The organism is Rahnella bruchi, from assembly GCF_003614975.1.
Classification (GTDB): Bacteria; Pseudomonadota; Gammaproteobacteria; order Enterobacterales; family Enterobacteriaceae; genus Rahnella; species Rahnella bruchi.
Genome location: NZ_QZWI01000011.1, coordinates 14,143 through 32,742, shown reverse-complemented (window position 1 = coordinate 32,742; position 18,600 = coordinate 14,143). Strand labels below are relative to the sequence as shown.

Sequence of the window (18,600 nt, the reverse complement as noted above, 5' to 3'; positions counted from 1 at the left end):
TTCTGGTTGGGAATATTACTCAGCTGGAAGTGTCGGTACGTTCTTATCAAACCAGGTTTCGTAGATTTTAGCGTAAGTGCCGTCAGCCACGATTTTCTTCAGACCGGCGTTGATTTTACCCAGCAGCTCGGTGTTATCTTTGGCGACGGCAATACCGAAATACTGACGTTCGAATTTCGCGTCCGGTACCAGTTTCAGCGCTTTTTCAGGATGAGATTTGATGTAGTACTTCACCACGCCCACGTCACCGACAGCCGCGCCGATACCGTCTTCAGCCAGTTCCTGCAACATCAGCGGGGTGTTATCAAAGCGTTTGATATCAGTGCTATTCTTGCCCAGTTCATTGGAGACCACAATGTCGCCGGTGCTCGAGTTCACCACGCCGACTTTCTGGCCTTTCAGGGCGGCCACGGAATCCACTTTGGAATCTTCAGGCACCACGATGGACTGTTCTGCCGGGAAATACGGCGCGGAGAAAGCCACCATCGCTTTACGTTTATCGGTAATGGTGATGCCGGAAATAATGATGTCACGGTCACCGGAATTCAGGGTCGCAAAAATCCCTTCCCACGGCGTGTTAACCAGTTTGATGTCAAAATCTTCGGCTTTGGCGATGGCCTTGATGATGTCGATATCAAAACCTTCCAGCTGTTTCTGGCTGTTTTCATATTCGAACGGACGGTATGTTCCGCCGGAACCGACGACGTACGTGGTCTGCGCGGCATAAGCAGATGTGATTAACGAAGAAAGCAGGCACCCGGTGAAAATTAACGACTTAAGCATGGTCACTCCCGTTTGATTGTTATTTTATGCAATTAATTTGCATAAAAATACACAAATTGCCGAAGTGCTTCAACTGAAAGTTGTCGCTTACAAGACATTTTGAACATCTGTTCCAAATGCCTGTTTCAGCCTGTCGATAAACAAACGCGTTTTGAAATTAACGTGTTTCGCGGTGGGCGTAATGGCATGTAAAGGCAATGCCGGGCAAGTGTAAGCAGGCAATACCGGCACCAGTGTTCCCTCCGCCAGCGCTCTGGCGAAAACGAAATCAGGGCCATACACAATACCCGTACCGCACAACGCCACGTCGAGCATCACGGCGGTATTATTCGCCAGAAAACGGCAGCGGCAGTCCAGCGAAACAGGCTGGCCCTGTTCATTGACAAAACTCCAGGGCTGCGCCGTGACCGCGCCGATATAACCGAGCAGCTGATGTGTTTGCAAGTCTGAGGGTCTTTCCGGCATTCCCGCTTTTGCCAGATAGCCTGGCGAAGCGCAGGCCATCAGGCGATAGTCAGTTATCTTACGGGCAACCAGATCCGAATCCGGCAACGTTCCGATCCTGACGGCAATATCGACGCCCTCTTCAACCAGACTGACAAAGCGATCCTGCAACTGCAAAGCGACCTCTATTTCAGGAAAATCCGCCATAAATTTCGCGATAACTGGCCCAAGATACATTGAGCCAAACGTGACAGGCGCGGCAATGCGCAATGCGCCACGCGGCGTAGTTTGCCGATCAGCGGCTTCTTCATTAGCTTGTTCCAGCGCCTCGAGAATATGTTTGCTGCGAACGAAATACGCCTGCCCCGCATCGGTCAGGTTCAGTTTGTGCGTGGTGCGCTCAATCAACCTGACCGAAAGTGACTTTTCCAGCGTGGAAAGATACCGACCCGCCATGACGGCAGAAAGACCGAAACGCCTTCCCGCAGCAGCTATGCTGCCTTCTTCGACGGCACTTACAAACACCGACAAGCTCATAAAACGATCCATGACGCCTCACTTTGTATGTACTTTGAGTTAATACACTACAGATAATTTAGCCTGTTCAACACTTTAATGTCACAGGAGAAAATAGTCATAAAGCGGCTGACTTCCGGACGCAACTTCAAAGAGAATAACTCATGAAAATGTTAATCAACGGCATCAATCTGAACGTTAACGACACACAAAAAGGTGAAACGGCGCTGATATTTCAGCATTTCTGGGGCGGGTCTTCGCGCACCTGGGATGACGTGGTGGCGCGACTACGTGACACATTCCGCTGTATCACGTTGGATGCCCGCGGCGCGGGAGGATCTGACGCGCCCGCAAAAGGTTACCGGGTGCAGGACCATGCAGATGATGTCCGGGGTGTGATCGCCGCGCTCGGGCTGAAACGCTATGTTCTGGTCGGGCACTCGATGGGCGGTAAAGCGGCGCAGTTGCTGGCGTCAGAACGTCCGCTGGGACTGGAAGGTCTGGTGCTGGTCGCATCGTCACCGCTGTCACCGATGAATTTTCCGCAGGAACAACGCGAGCAAATGAAAAGTACGTATGCCAGCCGTGAAGCCGTTATCTGGACGTTGGAAAATGTACTCACCGGTACCCCGGTTGCAACTGTCCAACGTGAACAGCTGATCGCCGATGCGCTGCGAATGAGCCCGCAGGCGATCAGCGGATGGACTGACACCGGCATGGCAGAAGATCTTCACCACCACGCCGCACAGATCAACGTGCCGGTAGCGATTGTGGCGGGGGAACTGGACCGTGTTGATCCTATTGACGTCGTGAAGGCGCACATCATTGCGAGCTATCCTTCTGCGGATGTACATTTTCTGGCCGGGTTTGGACATTTATTACCGGTCGAAGCGCCAGAGCAAGTGGCGGCGATCGTCCGGGATTTTGTCACCAAAACGGCTCAACGCAGACAGCAGACTCCTCCGAGTTCCCTGTAAGAGCGTTCATCTCTTCCGTGGGATCGGGTATATTGGAACGCAGATCACAAAAATCCCTTAAAGGAAGACGTCGCATTATGAGTTATCGCTTCACCCTGGCTGCTGTGGCAGCCGTTTTAGCCCTGACAGGATGCGCAAAAACGAAAACCGCCGACCAGGCACCGGCTTTCGATTTTGGCTCGACGCGCCTGACCGTAGCGCACGTCCCGACGAAAACCGATGATGGCACTAAACTGTATGTCACCATCGATGACAAAGATGCCGGTGCGCTGGGAACCGGCGAAAGCCTGGAAGTCCAGCTTCCGGAAGGTAAACATAAAGTCGGCGGCTATGCCCGTTCACTGATTGGCCGCGTCACCATCGCGCCGGTCGACGTGGCGACATCGCGCGATGTCGTCAGCCATGTGACCTATTCTGTGGCGAATCTCAAACCGACGTTCCTGGTTCGCGCATCAACGCCGGTACCGAAACCGAAGTCAGAATCGATTCCGGCAGAACCGGTTCCGACGCTGCCGAAAGACATTGAAGCACCGGCAACTGCCGAACAGTCGCAGGCTTCAGCTGCACCGGCCACCGCAGCAACGCAAGCGGCTCCGGCGACGCAAACTGTTGCACCGGCAGCCACTCAGCAGACGTCTGCAACCGTTGCAACGTCGACAACGACCGCAACACCTGCAACACCTGCGACCCAGCCGACGCAAACCGTTACGCCTGCGACACCGGCAGCCACTCAGCAGACACAAACTGCCGCGCCAGCCACGCAGACACCAGCCGTTACCGAGCTGACGCCAACCACTTCGTCGCAAACCTCACAAGCGACGCAGGGTTCGACCACGCCGGATATCACTGACCTGACTTCCGCGCCGCAAGCGTAATTTACTTCCCCGCCGCACAGGCGGGGAAAGTCCTCAGAATTTCACCACCGCACCCAGTTCAATCACCCTGTTCGGCGGAATATGATAATGCTCAGGCGCACGCAAAGAGTTGCGCTGCAAAACCTGAAACAGTTTCCCGCGCGCTTTTAAGTACCACGGCCGGGGTTCGCCCAGCGTAAACGTATCCCGTGACATAAAGAACGACGTCTCATTCATCGTACATTTCAGCCCTTCCAGCCCGCAGCGGTAGAGAATATCCGTCACATTCGGCGTTTCCCGCCAGCCATAACTGGCAATGACCCGCCAGAATGCCGGTGAGAGCTGTTCAATCGTCACCCTTTTCACATTATGAACGTACGGCACGTCCTCAGTCACCACCGTCAGCAGCACCACACGCTCGTGCAAAATTTTGTTGTGCTTAAGATTATGCAGCAGCACCAGCGGTACTTCATATTGCCCGCGAGACATGACCACCGCCGTGCCCGGCACGCGTTTCGGCGGCGCTTTTTCCAGTGAGGCGATAAGCGCCTCAAGCGCTTCCGGATCCTGTCGCAGGCGGCGCAGCAGGCGCGAACGCTCGGTTTTCCAGGTGAGCATAATCAGCAGAATGGTCACCCCGATGGCTACCGGCAGCCAGCCGCCGGAGAACAGTTTGGTTAAGTTCGCGGCAAACAGCGGCACGTCAATCAGCAGCAGCGCCGCCATCATCAGCCCGCCAGCCCAGGTTTTCCATCCCCAGTTTTTGACCATCACAATGCCAATCAGTACCGACGTAATCACCATTGTGCCGGTGACCACAATCCCGTAGGCCGACGCCAGATTGCTGGAATGTTTAAAGCTGACGATGGCAATCAGCACTGCGAAATACAGCAGCCAGTTGACCACCGGAATGTAAATCTGGCCGGATTCTTCGTCAGAGGTGTAGATGATGCGCATCGGCGGCAGATAGCCCATACGCACGGCCTGGCGCGTCAGGGAGAACACGCCGGAAATCACCGCCTGCGAGGCAATCACCGTCGCCAGCGTGGCCAGGATCAGCAGCGGGATCAGCGCCCAGCCGGGAGCGAGCAGGAAAAACGGATTCACAATGGCTTCGGGTTTACTGAGCAGCAACGCGCCCTGCCCGAAGTAATTCATCACCAGCGAAGGCCCGACCAGGACAAACCAGGCAATGCGGATCGGTTTTTTACCGAAATGCCCCATGTCGGCATACAGCGCTTCGCCGCCGGTCACCGACAGCACTACCATGCCAAGCGCGAAGAACGATACGGTTTTAAATTCCACAAAGAAATGCAGTGCCCAGTACGGATTCAGCGCCTGTAATACATCGGGATTGCGCATAATGCCGCTGATCCCCAGTGCGCCGATGGTGATAAACCACAGCACCATGACCGGGGCAAAGATTTTCCCCACGCTGCCGGTGCCATTTTTCTGAATGAAAAACAGCAGCGTCAGAACGGCAATCGAAAATGGAATGATAAACCGGTCGAGCGAAGGCTCAATAATCTCCAGCCCTTCAATCGCCGAAAGTACCGAAATGGCGGGCGTGATCACCCCGTCACCATAGAAAAAGCTGCCGCCCACCAGCCCGATAAACATAATCGCCGGGATCCAGCGCGGGTTAATATTACGAATGGCCAGCGACATCAGGGTCAAAATACCGCCCTCGCCGTCGTTATCTGCGCGCATCACGAAGCTGATGTATTTCACCGACACCACCAGCATCAGAAGCCAGAATATCAGCGACAGAAAGCCGAATAACGCACTTTGGGTCACGGCGATACCCGCTTGACCGGTCAGGCATTCGCGCAGGGTATACAGCGGGCTGGTACCGATATCGCCATAGACGACACCAATACACGCCACGGTTACAGTCAGCAGTGATGATTTATTTTTTGTATGCTTCATGAATGGCTTCGCAATCTCCCGGTACGACATGTGTCGCCCCATTCACAGAGTATAGTCGCTACATTTACTTCATTTCATTAACAAACTGTTATCTTTTACAGCCGGAAATTCAGGAAGCTGAAGGGAGCGAGTGGGAACAATCGGAGAGTGATAACGGAGGGTTAAAACGAAGGATTAAAACGGGCGACATGATGCCGCCCGAAAGGTTTAGCGCAGGGGAAATTACCGCAGACGAAGCGTCTGCCCTTTTTCAGCGGATTCCTGCCCGAGCTCGATTAACTCCATCACCGCAATGGCGTCAGCCGCGGTCACCGGATTCTGCCCTTTACCCTGAATGGCTTCGGCGATGGCATGATAATAAGCCGGATAGTTACCCGGTAATGTCGGGCAGACAGACGTCGTCATCTGATCGCCTTCGGCCAGCGTCAGTACGCCATCACGCGCGTCATGCCCCCAGTTTTCCGCAGGCGGACGTGCGCCCGCTTTCAGATTATCTTCCTGTGGATCCAGACCATATTTCACGTAACTTCCGCGCAGGCCGTGTACCTGGAAACGTGCAGATTCTGCCGCCACCAGCATGCTGCCGTGCAGTACGACGCGACGCTGCGGATAAGACAGCACGGCGTGGAAGTAATCGGTGGTCTGACCGCCGGGACGCAGTTCTGCCATATCCACCTGAATCGACGACGGCGCACCAAACAACTGCAAAGCCTGGTCGATAATGTGCGGCCCAAGATCGTACCAGATACCGCTGCCAGCCCCTTTCATCTCGCGCCAGCGCTGACGAACTTCGGGACGGAAGCGGTCAAAATGCGATTCCAGATAACTCACTTCACCCAGCGTTCCGTCGGCAATCAGTTTTTTCAGCGTCAGGAAATCGCTGTCCCAGCGGCGGTTATGGAATACAGAAAGCAGCAGGCCTTTGGATTTAGCCAGCGCATCAAGCTCTTTAGCCTGTGACAGTGTCACGGTAAAAGGCTTATCGACGATCACATGTTTTCCGGCATTGAGTGCGGCCTGCGCCAGCGGGAAATGCGTATCGTTAGGTGTCGGGATCACAACAAGATCTAGCGTCGGATCATCGAACAAACTCTGCGGATCCGCCACTACCTGCATTCCCGGCCAGTCGGCGTGTACTTTGGTGGCATCACTGCTCGATACTGCCGCCAGTTCCATTTCAGACGTTCCCGCAATCAGCGGGGCATGAAACGTTTTGCTGGCGAAACCGTAGCCTACCAGCCCGACCCGAATTTTTTCACTCATCATCTGTCCTCTTTTGAAATCACCTTTTCGTAAGATTGTAATCGATTACTTTACGCAAAGTAAAAGCGTTCCTGAGGTAAAAGGCACACGGCGTCACTGCTGCCACGCACAAAAATAAATTCTCCCGCCGATCAGCCAATTACTCTTTTCTGCCACTGACGGGCTTGATCCGTACCCCACCGGCGTGAATACTGTATATAAAACCAGTATCACGAGAAATGAGCATGATTTTGAATATCCCCGCAGAACATCTGCAAAAAATTACCCTGCCGTTATTCCTGGATCGTGTGCCTTGCGGCTTTCCTTCTCCGGCGCAGGATTACGTGGAATCACGGATCGATCTGAACAAGTTGCTGATCGCCCATCCCAGCGCGACCTATTTTATCCGTGTCTCCGGCCATTCGATGAGCGATGCTAACGTCAACGAAGGCGATTTACTGGTGGTGGACAGCGCCCTGACGGCGGTTGACGGCGATATCGTGGTAGCGGCGGTGGACGGTGAATTCACAGTGAAGAAACTGCGGACGCATCCGGTGCTCCAGCTGGTACCGATGAATCCGAACTATTCCCCGATCACTTTTCAGGATGAAGAATCGCTGGAGATATTTGGTGTGGTGACATTTATCGTCTACGCCGCGCGGTGAGGGAGAGCGAGCCTTTGCAGGTGGGATTTGCACAATAATAGCGGCTCGCGATAAATCGTTATGATGATTGATGTTTTTCATTCCTGCCGCTGCCATTTTCAGCAATTCGCGGGCATTTCAATCAAATATAGCCTGTGCTAACATTCTTAACCTATACTATAACACATTGAATATTATGGTTTTTTTATTTTAAGTTCTGTGGCAAACTGCGCGCATCTTTTAATAAACAGCCTTTTTCTTCCCGAAGGCCTGACTGGTCCGTTTATGCAACTTTATACTATCCTCATTCTGGCGTTTGGCATGTCCATGGATGCCTTCGCTGCGGCCATCGGAAAAGGCGCAGCGCTGCACCGTCCGCCATTGAAAGAGGCAATACGTACCGGACTTATTTTTGGTGTGATTGAAGCGATTACACCGGTGATCGGCTGGGGTATTGGTCTGGCGGCCAGTCAGTTTATTATGAGCTGGGATCACTGGGTCGCCTTCACCCTGCTGCTGATCCTCGGTATCCGCATGATTGTGCAAGCCTTTAAAAAAGACACCGCAGAAATGACCGAAGCACCGCGCCGTCACGGTTTCTGGCTGCTGGTCACCACCGCTGTCGCCACCAGTCTCGATGCCATGGCCGTCGGCGTGGGTCTGGCGTTCCTTCAGGTGAATATTCTGGTGATGGCACTGACGATTGGCGCGGCCACCACTATCATGGCAACGTCCGGTATGCTGCTGGGCCGTTTTCTCGGCGCAGCGATTGGCAAGTGGGCGGAGATCCTCGGTGGCGTGGTGCTGATTGGCATCGGCACCTCAATTCTGGTCGAGCATCTTGGCCTGCTTGGCTAAGCGAAAACGCTCTGTGCAGTGGCGTTATCTGAAACTCCACTGCACGCTGATAACAAATACCGAAGGGATAATAATCCCGCTTTCAACGCCAAAATAATCAGTGAAGTTGTATTGAATGGCGTGATAAATATACGGCGAGAAGCCAATGCCGGTGACTTTCTTGAAATCAGCATAAGAGCCATCGTCACCGCAGTGTTTGAAGGCATCGAAAAAGAACTCGCCGGTGTAGCCGTACACACCTTTGAACACCCAACCCGTGTTGCCCTCCACCCAGTCGCGGCGCATCCCGATGGCAATACAGCGGTCGTCGAAGCTGTTTTTCATCGTACCGACTAACACGCTATATTTTGAATCCTCTGAGAATTTTCTTTCGACCGAGTAGAAATCATTATCAAATTTCTCGGTATATTGCCCGTGGTTACCGGTCAGATGATAAACGAAGGAACCGGTGTTAATCGAATATAAGTTTAATGGATCCGCCTGACCCGCAGGAAGAGCAAGTAATAACGGCAGGCCTAAAATACCGGAAATTTTTTTGAGCACGTCAGCCACCGCCTTAATGAAAAAACATCAGTGGGCAATCGAACAGCATCAGCCAGAATTTGAGTATAGACGCAGGGAATAAAAAGAATATCTGAAGAAAATCCGAATACTATTTTCGATATATAAGGAGGGTTTACCACATTGAAAAAAACTATTTATCTCAGACCTTTACCGGAAACTCCACTGAATGCTGGTTGCAAAAATGTCAGGCGCAATGATCCCCGCTTCAACGCCGAAGAAAGTGGTCGGGTTGTACTGGATCGCGTGGTAGATGTAAGGCGAAAAACCTATGCCGGTGACTTTTTTAAAATCATGATATGAACCGTGATTGCCGCAATCGCTGAATGCTTTTGCAAAGAATTCTCCCGTGTACGCATAGACCCCTTTCACCCTCCATTTGGCGTTGAGTTCCATCAAGTCCCTTCTCATACCCACCGACAGGCAGCGATCGTTAAAGCTGTTTTTCATCGTGCCTACCAGCAGACTGTTCTTCGATTCCGGAGAGAATTTACGTTCGACAGAGAAGAACTTATTCTTGAAAATTTCGTTGTAGTCCCCTACGTTCCCCGTCATATGGTAAACAAAAGATCCGGTATTGATGGAGTATAAACTCAGTTCACTGGCCTCATTTTTAGCCGCTGCCGGTCCGGTAAAAACCAGAGCTAATAAAAGACTCATTCGGTTAAACATACGCATCAGAATACAGCTAAGACCTCAGATAATTTATTGATTCACCGGTATTCATGGTCATAATCCCAGTAAGCAATACGTTATTTAATATCCCTTCAAACTTTCATAAAGGATATTTTTAATACTATTATTCTGAATCAGGCAATCTAAATAAGGCTTAAACAAGCCCGGTCTATGTCTTTATTACTGTAAATGTTATTTATGATTTTTGGATAAATATATCCGGCATGAGTAATTGTCGTGGATTATTTTGCGTTTGTGTTAAAAATTTGCAGGCAGATGACGGGCCGCTGAATTAAAGCCCGGCACCCAGATTGAAATATAACGCCTGTTCGTTGTCGCTGAATGCCACGTCAATGCCGGTATAAAGCCCGAACTGGCTTGCAATCAGATAACGAAAACCACCGCCCCACGCCACTTCGGTTTGCTGATATAAACTCCCTGCCGTTTTACCTGCGCTCCCCGCACCGGTAAACGCCTGCACTATCCAGCGCGGCGTGACCTGCCACTCCAGCTGGGTCTGCACCGTGCTGACATAATCCCCCTGATACCGGTAACGGGAAATCCCGCGCAAATTGATGTAGGGCCTTGCCATTGGCGGAAGGTGTTTGTCATGGCGCGACAGCGACTGATAATTCCCGGCCACCACCAGCGTAAAATCAGTGCCCAGCGGGTAGAAATAGCGCCCGTCAATATTGAGCAGGTCATAGCGGTAATCGCCGCTGAGAAAATGCGTGTAGAACTGGTATTCGCCGGTCAGAGACAGGCCGTTACGGGGATAAAACAAGTTATCAGTAGAATCATATTCGGCCACCAGCCCCACGCCGGAAGTGGTGCTCGATTCCCCCAGCACCTGCTTAAAGACGCGGTTTACCACGGGATTATCATCTGCGGAGATTTGCATATGGGCATAAAACTGAGAAACACCGACGAATATTGGCGATCCGGCGACGCGAAACTGAAGTTTCTGCATTCCACCGTAGCCGCGCGTGGTGGTATTTACGCTTCTGCCATTTCCAAACCCGGCGATATCGCCGGAATAAATATCCAGATTGATATCGGCATAACCGGCAGCGCCCAGATAACGGATGCTGTCGTCATTCCAGGTATGGCGATGGCCGCCACCGGCAAACCAGGTGCCATTTTGTGTCCCACCGCCGCCCAGCGCACTCATCGCCGCCGGAACGTGAGGCTTAAGCGGATCGGCGTTTTTATCCTCGTCGGTATCATGCAAAAACAACCCAAATAATCCGCCGCCGTAACCGACCGCAGGTTCAGTGATCACCACAGGAACAGGCAGAAAACTGTAAGGATTTTCCCGCAAATAATTGCTCATATCCGGCATAGTATCTGTCGGGTCAATCTGTCCGGCAGCACTGGTTTGCGATATTCCCGCCAGAAACAGCAACAGCCCGTTCCGGCTTAACTTCGCGATCCTTAATAACATAGCCGCCCCCGCTGCAATTATTTATTCAGTTTCTGCAACTGGATCTGGTCGGCATATTTCGCCTTTTCCGCCAGTGCCGGGAATTGTGAAGGCTCATAGAAATGCTCCGGCGGTTTAAGCCCGCGCATATCATTACCGGTATAAATTTGCAGTTGTCCAAGCTGAGACAGCGTATATCCCGCCACTTTTTCAGGCATTGTGAGTTGATAAGGCGCGGTGCGCTCGAAAGGCACCGGCGTCGGATAGCGGGTTTCGCTCAAATCATAATTGCGGTTCAGCACCAGAAATTTGTCCGGCACGCGACGTTTGCTGTTCCACCAGTCACCGTCAATTTCATGAAACTTTTGCCCGGTTTCCGCCTCACTGACGGCCCCCAGTTTGACCAGTACGTCACGCAACGCGACATCCATCGCGGCATTATATTTCGCGGTCGTTCCAGCGTTACCTTGCAGGATCACGTTAATCGCCAGCCGTGCGCCGAGCAGATTGGAATACAAATCTTCCGGTGAAAAGGCCGACACTTCTTCGGAGAAACCCGCCACTGACTGAAAGCCGTACCACTGGGCAATTTCATGCCATTGCGCCAGCTGGAATGCCAGATGCCCCGCCAGCCAGGCGGCTAGCGTATAACGCTCAGCCGGAGAGGACGGCGGCGTAAAGTGTTTGAGCTGAATGCGCCGCAGCCCCAGTTCCTCGCTGTAAAACAGACGCCAGTCACTGCCGAGCCGCGGATAAATCCGGGTGAACAGGTAGAAAGTATTATCCGCCGTATCACGGACATGGGCGATATCAATGAACCCGCCACGATGGCTGTAAATCAGCCCGCTTTTTTCCTCACTCAGCCCCGCGATATTTTTCACTGCGGCAAAGCGGCTGTCGTTGTAATGATGTTTTCCCAGCGTTGCGACCGTCAGCACATTGCCGATTTGATAAAACGGCACCGGCACCCCAATGGCGCGGACGTGCAGATCATAGCCAAATGCGCAGCACGGCCGCAGCGATTCAGGCGCAGCCAGATGTTTCGCAACCGTTCCCACGCGGGATGCCGATTCCACCGGCAAAATTTGTGCGTCCGGTGCGTGTGCATGTGAAATTTGTGCATGGCTCAATGCCGCCATGCCGAGCAATAAGGCCCGCAAAATCCTGATTCTCAAAAGGCCTCCGCAATCTGAAAATAGAATCCGGCGCTGTCGCGACCAAATCCGAGATCCAGACGAATATTCATGTCGGGCTTCACTTCGAAGCGGTAACCCGCTCCGGCGTTAGGCAATATTGGATGGGAAGTCAGATCCCCCGGTTTGTCGCCCAGCGCCCCCGCCCCCAGCCACACGACATAACCATTACGCCAGTTGAGTTTTTTACGGTATTCCAGCTGGGTGCTGACCACGTCTTTATCGCGATATTGCCCCTGATAGTAGCCACGCAGACGGCGATCATCGCCGGCCATAGAAAGCCGGTCCCACGGCACGTCGCCCTGGGTAAAACGTCCCCAAAGATCAAAGGCCAGAACCTCGCTGTCGCTGAGTGGCTGGTAATGGTTGTACTGCAACTGCAACGCGGTGAAATGCGTGTCTGAACCTGTCGCCGGATCGAAAACGCTGTATTCAGCGCTGAAAAACTGACCATGCTGCGGGCGGGTGATCACATCACGGGTATCGTAATTCACCGCCACACTGCCGCCGGAGCTGAGCGAGTTTTTATCCGCACCGTAGCGTGTGAATAAATCATTCTGGTGCGGATCATCCACATCGGCATGAATGGTCGAGAAATCCCAGCCCACGCCGCCATAAAAATTGTCCGCCAGCCGGTAGAAGATTTGCGGATGCAGACGCAACGTATTCTCGGTGTATTTCATTTCATCCCCCTGCGCCGCGTTATAGCCGATGCCCCAGAAACCGGTAGGGATTTTAGCCAGCGAGCCATCCATAAACAGCCGCCACTGATCGTCACGAAAAAAAGTGTAATTGGTCATTCCCAGCCCCAGCGCACCGCTGCTGCTGACAAATCCGGTAAAGGAAATCGATGAGTTTTGCGTCACTTTATCTTCAGGACTGACACGAAAAACGCCCGCCACGGCGGTGCCGAGCCCAAGTTTCAGCTCAGGCGTGTAAAACGGCCCCGGCAGCACACTCCAGTTCACGCCTTTGCTGGCATCAAAGTGGTTATCCGCACCGAGTTTATTAAGAAAGCCGTCGATCTCCTCACGCGACAGAACTTCGGCGTTCAGAGGCGACGCCATCAGGGTCAGTAATCCCGCCAGCAATAATCCAGACTTGTTCATCAGAAACGGTATTCACCCGCCAGAAAGAAACTGTTGCGGTCGTTGAATCCAATTTCTGACAGCACGTTAAAGTTTTGCGTGATTTCATATTGCGCGCCGACCAGCATATTCCACGGCGAATTGAGATGCTGTTTGACGTCAAAACGCCCGTCATCGTCCTGATTGACGGTCGAAATCAACGGCTGAAGTTCGGCAGGCATATGCAAGTCGGAAAGCTTGCCTTTAAATTCCTGCTGCACGTCCTGATACATACTGCCGACCCACAGACTCAGGTGCGAAGGCCCGGCCACGCCCGGCAGAGTAAATCGATACCCCACGCGAGGTGACACTGTCACTGCCGAAATGCTGCCGTCGAGGATGTCAAAATCCGTGCGGGTATAGTTGGTATCGACCAGCGTAAACCAGTTGCCATACCCCCCCGCCAGGGTGAAGCCGGTGCCAATGGTTCTGCCCTGAAAATCGAGTGTAAAATCAATATCTTTCAAATCACCGCTGCGGTTCAGATTATGCACTGACGAAGCGATAACACGGTCAAGACCGGTGTATCGCGACGGATCCGCATCCACCGAAACATTCGACACCGATGAACCTTTGGTGTACCCGAGCAACCCGTAGACATTCAGGAAAGGGAACACCCACATATCGAGGCGCAGGTTTTCCGTCTGGCTGCGTTCGCGGGTTTTAGCGACATCAATATTAAACATGTCGGAAGGGATCGGGTGCGCGCCCAGTTTCAGGCCGGAGAAGGTAATGCTGTCGACATCGACGTTCTGGCGCATGTTCATGTAGCTGAGATTGACGCCAAACGGCAGCGGAATGGAATAGCCGCGCGCACGCGCCTCATCGCCCCAGATAGGAAAAGTGTGACCATCGGAACTGGCATCTTGCGGCTCAGTCATTTCTGCCATCGCCTGTGGTGCCCACCACAAACAGACCACTATCAGAAGTTTTTGCGTCCCGCTGAACTTGTTCATGTTAATTTCCGCCCTTTCGCTCACATCATGAGCAGAGAACAATCCTGTAGCAGGAATGCGTTATTTCGTCTGAACGTCTGGAAAAATGGTTTTCCAGTCCGTTTTCATACTGACCACCGGCCAGCCTTTTTTCGCTGCTTCATCGAGCCCTTTATCCAGCCGGCCAAAACTCGACTGGCGGTCGTAGGCGTATTCGCGGGCAGCGTCATCATGATGCACATACAGCACCAGATGCGGACCCGTGCCGGAAGCAACATATTGCAGCATCGGCAGGTCGCCGTCGGAGTTACCAAACGCCATCAGGGGCATCCGCCCGATATAACGGTTGATCGCCACCGGTTTGTTTTCAGCATCATCAATAAAATTAATGACGCCCTGTTTAATCAACTGCGCATGACCGTTTTTGTCGATTTCAAATTTTACTTTATCGGTAGAGCCAATCACCTGTTCCGGCGGAATACCGTAGGTTTTTTCTGCCCACGGACGCATAAAATCAGTGCCACCGCCGGACACAATGTAAGTTTTGAAGCCGTTTTCCCGCAGATAACTCAGCAGTTCCAGCATGGGCTGGAAAACCAGTTCGGTGTAAGGGCGTTTGAAACGCGGATCACGGGCTGTTTCCAGCCAGGCCGAGACGTTCTTTTTGAATGCTTCTGTGGTCAGCCCGGCATCTGCGGCATGTTCAATCGCCATCAGCCCCTGATCGCCGGTTGCCGCCACGGCTTTCATGTCGTTTTCCAGAATGCCTTTAAATGGCTGCTGGTTTTTCCATTCAGGATGCTGAGGTGCCAGTACCCTGATGCGATCCATCAGGTAAACCAGCTGCACGTAAGCGGGTTGTTCGGTCCACAGAGTACCGTCATTGTCAAAGACCGCAATGCGTTCTTCCGGTTTAACGTAATCAGCGCCGCCTTCCAGTGTCACTTTTTGCACAAAATCGGTGATTTTGGTTTTAGTCGCTGAGTCATTCCAGGAAGGTAAAACCGTGGCTGCAAATACCTGCTGACAGGCAAGAGAAATAAACAGGAGAACCGCGACAAGCAAACCCGGAATTCTTCTGTCACGAACGGCAATACAGCCAGAATTTATCATCTCAATATCCTGCAAAATTAGTAAGAAACGTGTTTTTTCATTGGGATGGTACATCGGTAAAGGCTAGTCAGTAAGTGAAATTATTTCTAGCAAACAGAAATATCTTTTTATTATTTGTTATCTGAGATTTGCAATTAATGAATTCCTTTCCTACTTGTTAGAAGAGCATAACGGGGCAGCACTCGAACTGACATCACAGGCGGAATATGAAAAGACTTACATTATTGATAAGTGGAATTTTATTTTCTGCCAGCCCGCAGGCAGCGGGATTATACCTTTATGAAATCGGTACCGAGGATACCGGGCTGGCCGGTGCAGGGCAGGCCGCGCGGGCGCAGGATGCCTCCACGCTGATGTCCAACCCAGCGGGAATGACCGAACTTCCCGACCATATGCTGACCGGCGGAATACAGGCGCTGTATGGCCATACGCCCTATTCTCTCGATGATAATTCCGCGCTGAAAGGTAAAAGTCCCGGCAATACCATCGGCTGGTTTCCGGGTTCCAATATGTTTTACGCACAGCGCCTGAATGACTCAGTTTCCGCCGGGATCGGACTCTATGGGAACTATGGTCTGGGACTGGATTTTGGCGACTGGGCGGCTGATCGTCTTATCAAGAAAAGCACGCTTATCGGCTTAACCCTCAGCCCGGCGCTGGCCTGGAAAGTCAATGAGCGCCTCTCCTGGGGTGTTGGTTTAGGGATTAATTACGGTTTTCTTTCGCTGACCCGTGAGGTGGATGGCGACGATAAAAAACAAAACGATCATGACTGGGCGCTCAATTTCCGTACCGGTATTTTATTCAAAGCCACTGAAAACACCCGTATTGGCCTCAATTATGCCAGTAAAACACAATACCATTTCAGCATTGATGCCAAAGCCCGTTTCCCTCAGATTAATAACGCTGAATACACCTTACCGCTTGCGGCACAAGTGAATACACCCGACCAGCTCATGCTGAGCGTGGTGCATGACATCAATAAACGCTGGTCGGTGATGGGCGATTTAGGCTGGCAGAACTGGAGCGAATACGGCAGCAATCAGATTTACACCGGCAACAATCCGCTTGAACGTGAAAATAAATTGCAGGATACCTGGCATACGGCGTTAGGGGCGCAGTTCCGCCCGAATGATACCTGGCGGTTAAATGCCGGTGTCGCCTATGACAGCAGTTTTTATAAATCGCAGGATGATACTTCGCTGACTACGCCTTCCGGCGCAGCGTGGCGTTTCGGCACCGGGGCGCAATATCAGCTGACCCCAGCCAGTAACGTCGGGGTGGCGTTTGAGTATCTGACCATGGAGTCATCGAGGGTCAAAACGCCACTCATTAAAGGAGAATATCAGGATCCTTCCCTGTACTTTTTCAGCATGAATTACAGCTATAAATTTTGAGCCTGACTCCGCCGTGTTGATGACAATATCAGGCGGAGAAATCTGAATCCCCCACAGTACCTTTTCAAAAAGTCAGCGCCCTGGGAAAATTAATATGAATTGTTTAATTTAAAATTAAACAAGTTAAATCATTGCCTATTTCCAAAATAAGGCATGATCGGCAGCTCATAAATCAAAGGATTAATTTTTCATTTCATCAATTGAAACGTCATTATTACCTTTTAATTCAAAATGTAATGAAAAAACTCAAAACTTGACTATACTCAATTTGACTTAATCCCTGCCCCTAATGAACGGAGTGACCACCATGGTTGACAAAGTATCTTTCAGGCGAACGATTGTTGCCAGCATGCTCGCACTGATATCAAGTGCTGCGGCAGCAGCGACTCCCCAGCCTGCAGCGGGATCGCCCGAAAATGCCCCCAAACAAGACAGCTCTAAACCGAATATTGTTGTAATTTTCGGCGATGACATTGGTTACTGGAATTTAAGTACCTATAACCAGGGAATGCTGGGTTATAAAACGCCAAACATTGACAGTATTGCCAATGAAGGTGCGAAGTTCACGTCTTACTACGCTGAGCAAAGTTCTACTGCCGGGCGTTCTTCGTTCATTACCGGACAGATGCCTTTCCGTACCGGCATGAGTAAAGTGGGTATGCCAGGCGCACCGCAAGGGTTGCAGAAAGAAGACCCGACCATTGCCAATATTCTTAAACAACTGGGGTACGCCACCGGTCAGTTTGGTAAAAACCACCTCGGCGACCGCGACGAATTCCTGCCTACCGCCCATGGATTTGATGAGTTCTTCGGTAATCTTTATCACCTGAATGCGGAAGAAGAACCGGAAAACCCTGACTATCCGAAAGACCCGGCCTTCCGTAAACAATTTGGCCCGCGCGGCGTGATTAAAAGCTCTGCTGACGGCAAAATAGAGGATACCGGCCCGCTGACCATCAAACGTATGGGCACAGTGGATGAAGAAACTCTGGCAGCAAATAACGACTTTATGGAACGCCAGACCAAAGCCGGTAAGCCATTCTTCACCTGGTTTAACACCACCCGCATGCACAACAAAACTCACCTGAAAGACGCCAGCATTGGTGTCACCGGGCTGGGCACCTATGCCGACGGCATGGTTGAGCATGACAAGATGATCGGTGAAGTGTTGCAGAAGATTAAAGATCTGGGCATCGAAGACAATACCATCGTGCTTTACACCACGGATAACGGCCCGATGACCGCGACCTGGCCGGATGGCGGTATCACGCCATTCCGGGGCGAGAAAAATACCGGCTGGGAAGGCGGCTTCCGCGTTCCTGCGATGATCCGCTGGCCGGGACATATCAAACCGGGCACGATTATTAACGATATCTTCGGCAGTAATGACTGGTTCCCGACGCTGATTGCTGCGGCCGGTACGCCAGATATCAAACAACAGTTGCTGAAAGGCTACAAAACGCCGTCCATCACCTACAAAGTGCATCTCGACGGTTATAACCAGCTCGATTTCATTCAGGGCAAAGGCGAAGACCCGCGTAAGGAATTCTTCTACTGGAGCGATGACGGCGACCTGCTGGCTATCCGTTACGGACGCTGGAAAGCGCACTTCATGATCCAGGAACATACGGGTCTGGATCTGTGGCGTTATCCGTTCACCAAACTGCGTGCACCGATGATCTTCGATCTGGCAGTAGATCCGCTTGAAAAAGGCTCCGACGGTATGGGTTATCAAACCTGGTTCTACGACCGTCTGTTCCTGATGGGCGGCGCGCAGAAATACGTTCAAGAAATGCTGGATACCTTTAAAGAATTCCCGCCACGTCAGAAACCGGGCTCATTCACGATTTCCGATGCGGCAGCGATGATTGAACAGGGCGCCAACGCGAATAACTAATACACGTCCTATGCCGGGCAGGCGACTGCCCG

17 protein-coding genes are annotated in these 18,600 nt (G+C 52.0%); 6 read left to right on the top strand and 11 right to left on the bottom strand.

Going from position 1 to position 18,600, the window contains the following annotated elements:
• Positions 1-15: 15 nt before the first annotated feature.
• On the bottom strand, positions 16-783 hold the full coding sequence (locus D5398_RS17390) for a basic amino acid ABC transporter substrate-binding protein (RefSeq protein ID WP_120508750.1): 768 nt from the start codon (positions 781-783) through the stop codon (positions 16-18).
• A gap of 87 nt (positions 784-870) precedes the next feature.
• Positions 871-1,776, bottom strand: a complete 906-nt coding sequence (locus D5398_RS17385; RefSeq protein ID WP_120508749.1) for a LysR family transcriptional regulator — start codon at positions 1,774-1,776, stop codon at positions 871-873.
• A gap of 131 nt (positions 1,777-1,907) precedes the next feature.
• Here D5398_RS17385 and D5398_RS17380 point away from each other — a divergent pair, with 131 nt between their 5' ends.
• Together D5398_RS17380 and D5398_RS17375 are read left to right on the top strand one after the other, a co-directional pair.
• Entirely contained in the window at positions 1,908-2,720 is an 813-nt protein-coding gene (locus tag D5398_RS17380) for an alpha/beta fold hydrolase (protein ID WP_120508748.1), read from the top strand.
• Positions 2,721-2,797: 77 nt separating this feature from the next.
• The gene (locus D5398_RS17375; RefSeq protein ID WP_120508747.1) at positions 2,798-3,595 is read left to right on the top strand and encodes a hypothetical protein; all 798 of its coding nucleotides are present in this window, start codon (positions 2,798-2,800) and stop codon (positions 3,593-3,595) included.
• Between the two features lie 33 nt (positions 3,596-3,628).
• Here the strand turns inward: D5398_RS17375 and kup are convergent, their stop codons facing one another.
• Together kup and D5398_RS17365 are read right to left on the bottom strand one after the other, a co-directional pair.
• The gene (gene kup / locus D5398_RS17370) at positions 3,629-5,503 is read right to left on the bottom strand and encodes a low affinity potassium transporter Kup (RefSeq protein WP_120508746.1); all 1,875 of its coding nucleotides are present in this window, start codon (positions 5,501-5,503) and stop codon (positions 3,629-3,631) included.
• Positions 5,504-5,725: 222 nt separating this feature from the next.
• Complete coding sequence (locus tag D5398_RS17365; protein WP_120508745.1) at positions 5,726-6,766, bottom strand: oxidoreductase; 1,041 nt, start codon at positions 6,764-6,766, stop codon at positions 5,726-5,728.
• Between the two features lie 224 nt (positions 6,767-6,990).
• On the opposite strand from D5398_RS17365, the gene umuD reads away from it, so the two are divergent.
• Both umuD and mntP read left to right on the top strand, forming a co-directional pair.
• The gene (umuD, locus tag D5398_RS17360; protein ID WP_120508744.1) at positions 6,991-7,410 is read left to right on the top strand and encodes a translesion error-prone DNA polymerase V autoproteolytic subunit; all 420 of its coding nucleotides are present in this window, start codon (positions 6,991-6,993) and stop codon (positions 7,408-7,410) included.
• 264 nt (positions 7,411-7,674) lie between these two features.
• Positions 7,675-8,247, top strand: a complete 573-nt coding sequence (mntP, locus tag D5398_RS17355; RefSeq protein ID WP_120508743.1) for a manganese efflux pump MntP — start codon at positions 7,675-7,677, stop codon at positions 8,245-8,247.
• A gap of 24 nt (positions 8,248-8,271) precedes the next feature.
• Here mntP and D5398_RS17350 read toward each other — a convergent pair whose 3' ends face one another.
• The 7 genes from D5398_RS17350 to D5398_RS17320 form a co-directional block, all read right to left on the bottom strand.
• Positions 8,272-8,778: a hypothetical protein gene (locus D5398_RS17350; protein ID WP_162940787.1), complete on the bottom strand. Its 507-nt coding sequence runs from the start codon at positions 8,776-8,778 to the stop codon at positions 8,272-8,274.
• Between the two features lie 180 nt (positions 8,779-8,958).
• Entirely contained in the window at positions 8,959-9,468 is a 510-nt protein-coding gene (locus D5398_RS17345) for a hypothetical protein (RefSeq protein WP_120508866.1), read from the bottom strand.
• A gap of 307 nt (positions 9,469-9,775) precedes the next feature.
• Positions 9,776-10,927 (bottom strand): BamA/TamA family outer membrane protein, encoded by a 1,152-nt coding sequence (locus D5398_RS17340; RefSeq protein ID WP_244216785.1) that lies wholly within the window; start codon positions 10,925-10,927, stop codon positions 9,776-9,778.
• Between the two features lie 17 nt (positions 10,928-10,944).
• Complete coding sequence (locus D5398_RS17335) at positions 10,945-12,045, bottom strand: DUF4056 domain-containing protein (protein WP_120508741.1); 1,101 nt, start codon at positions 12,043-12,045, stop codon at positions 10,945-10,947.
• 32 nt (positions 12,046-12,077) lie between these two features.
• Positions 12,078-13,208, bottom strand: coding sequence for a BamA/TamA family outer membrane protein (locus D5398_RS17330; protein WP_120508740.1), 1,131 nt, complete (start codon positions 13,206-13,208; stop codon positions 12,078-12,080).
• Positions 13,208-14,116: a hypothetical protein gene (locus tag D5398_RS17325; RefSeq protein WP_120508864.1), complete on the bottom strand. Its 909-nt coding sequence runs from the start codon at positions 14,114-14,116 to the stop codon at positions 13,208-13,210. Before D5398_RS17325 ends, D5398_RS17330 begins: the two co-directional genes overlap by 1 nt.
• A 126-nt stretch (positions 14,117-14,242) precedes the next feature.
• On the bottom strand, positions 14,243-15,274 hold the full coding sequence (locus D5398_RS17320; RefSeq protein WP_120508739.1) for an HAD family hydrolase: 1,032 nt from the start codon (positions 15,272-15,274) through the stop codon (positions 14,243-14,245).
• Positions 15,275-15,480: 206 nt separating this feature from the next.
• Here D5398_RS17320 and D5398_RS17315 point away from each other — a divergent pair, with 206 nt between their 5' ends.
• Positions 15,481-16,671 carry an OmpP1/FadL family transporter gene (locus D5398_RS17315; RefSeq protein WP_120508738.1) on the top strand — a complete coding sequence of 397 codons (1,191 nt, stop codon included), beginning with the start codon at positions 15,481-15,483 and terminating at the stop codon, positions 16,669-16,671.
• 307 nt (positions 16,672-16,978) lie between these two features.
• Positions 16,979-18,568 (top strand): arylsulfatase, encoded by a 1,590-nt coding sequence (locus D5398_RS17310; RefSeq protein WP_120508737.1) that lies wholly within the window; start codon positions 16,979-16,981, stop codon positions 18,566-18,568.
• Positions 18,569-18,600: the final 32 nt, after the last annotated feature.

Coding starts and splice junctions, on each gene's coding strand:
- D5398_RS17390 (WP_120508750.1), bottom strand. CDS start 783: ATGCTTAAGTCGTTAATTTTCACCGGGTGCCTGCTTTCTTCGTTAATC.
- D5398_RS17385 (WP_120508749.1), bottom strand. CDS start 1,776: ATGGATCGTTTTATGAGCTTGTCGGTGTTTGTAAGTGCCGTCGAAGAA.
- D5398_RS17380 (WP_120508748.1), top strand. CDS start 1,908: ATGAAAATGTTAATCAACGGCATCAATCTGAACGTTAACGACACACAA.
- D5398_RS17375 (WP_120508747.1), top strand. CDS start 2,798: ATGAGTTATCGCTTCACCCTGGCTGCTGTGGCAGCCGTTTTAGCCCTG.
- kup (WP_120508746.1), bottom strand. CDS start 5,503: ATGAAGCATACAAAAAATAAATCATCACTGCTGACTGTAACCGTGGCG.
- D5398_RS17365 (WP_120508745.1), bottom strand. CDS start 6,766: ATGAGTGAAAAAATTCGGGTCGGGCTGGTAGGCTACGGTTTCGCCAGC.
- umuD (WP_120508744.1), top strand. CDS start 6,991: ATGATTTTGAATATCCCCGCAGAACATCTGCAAAAAATTACCCTGCCG.
- mntP (WP_120508743.1), top strand. CDS start 7,675: ATGCAACTTTATACTATCCTCATTCTGGCGTTTGGCATGTCCATGGAT.
- D5398_RS17345 (WP_120508866.1), bottom strand. CDS start 9,468: ATGAGTCTTTTATTAGCTCTGGTTTTTACCGGACCGGCAGCGGCTAAA.
- D5398_RS17340 (WP_244216785.1), bottom strand. CDS start 10,927: ATGTTATTAAGGATCGCGAAGTTAAGCCGGAACGGGCTGTTGCTGTTT.
- D5398_RS17335 (WP_120508741.1), bottom strand. CDS start 12,045: ATGGCGGCATTGAGCCATGCACAAATTTCACATGCACACGCACCGGAC.
- D5398_RS17330 (WP_120508740.1), bottom strand. CDS start 13,208: ATGAACAAGTCTGGATTATTGCTGGCGGGATTACTGACCCTGATGGCG.
- D5398_RS17325 (WP_120508864.1), bottom strand. CDS start 14,116: ATGGCAGAAATGACTGAGCCGCAAGATGCCAGTTCCGATGGTCACACT.
- D5398_RS17320 (WP_120508739.1), bottom strand. CDS start 15,274: ATGATAAATTCTGGCTGTATTGCCGTTCGTGACAGAAGAATTCCGGGT.
- D5398_RS17315 (WP_120508738.1), top strand. CDS start 15,481: ATGAAAAGACTTACATTATTGATAAGTGGAATTTTATTTTCTGCCAGC.
- D5398_RS17310 (WP_120508737.1), top strand. CDS start 16,979: ATGGTTGACAAAGTATCTTTCAGGCGAACGATTGTTGCCAGCATGCTC.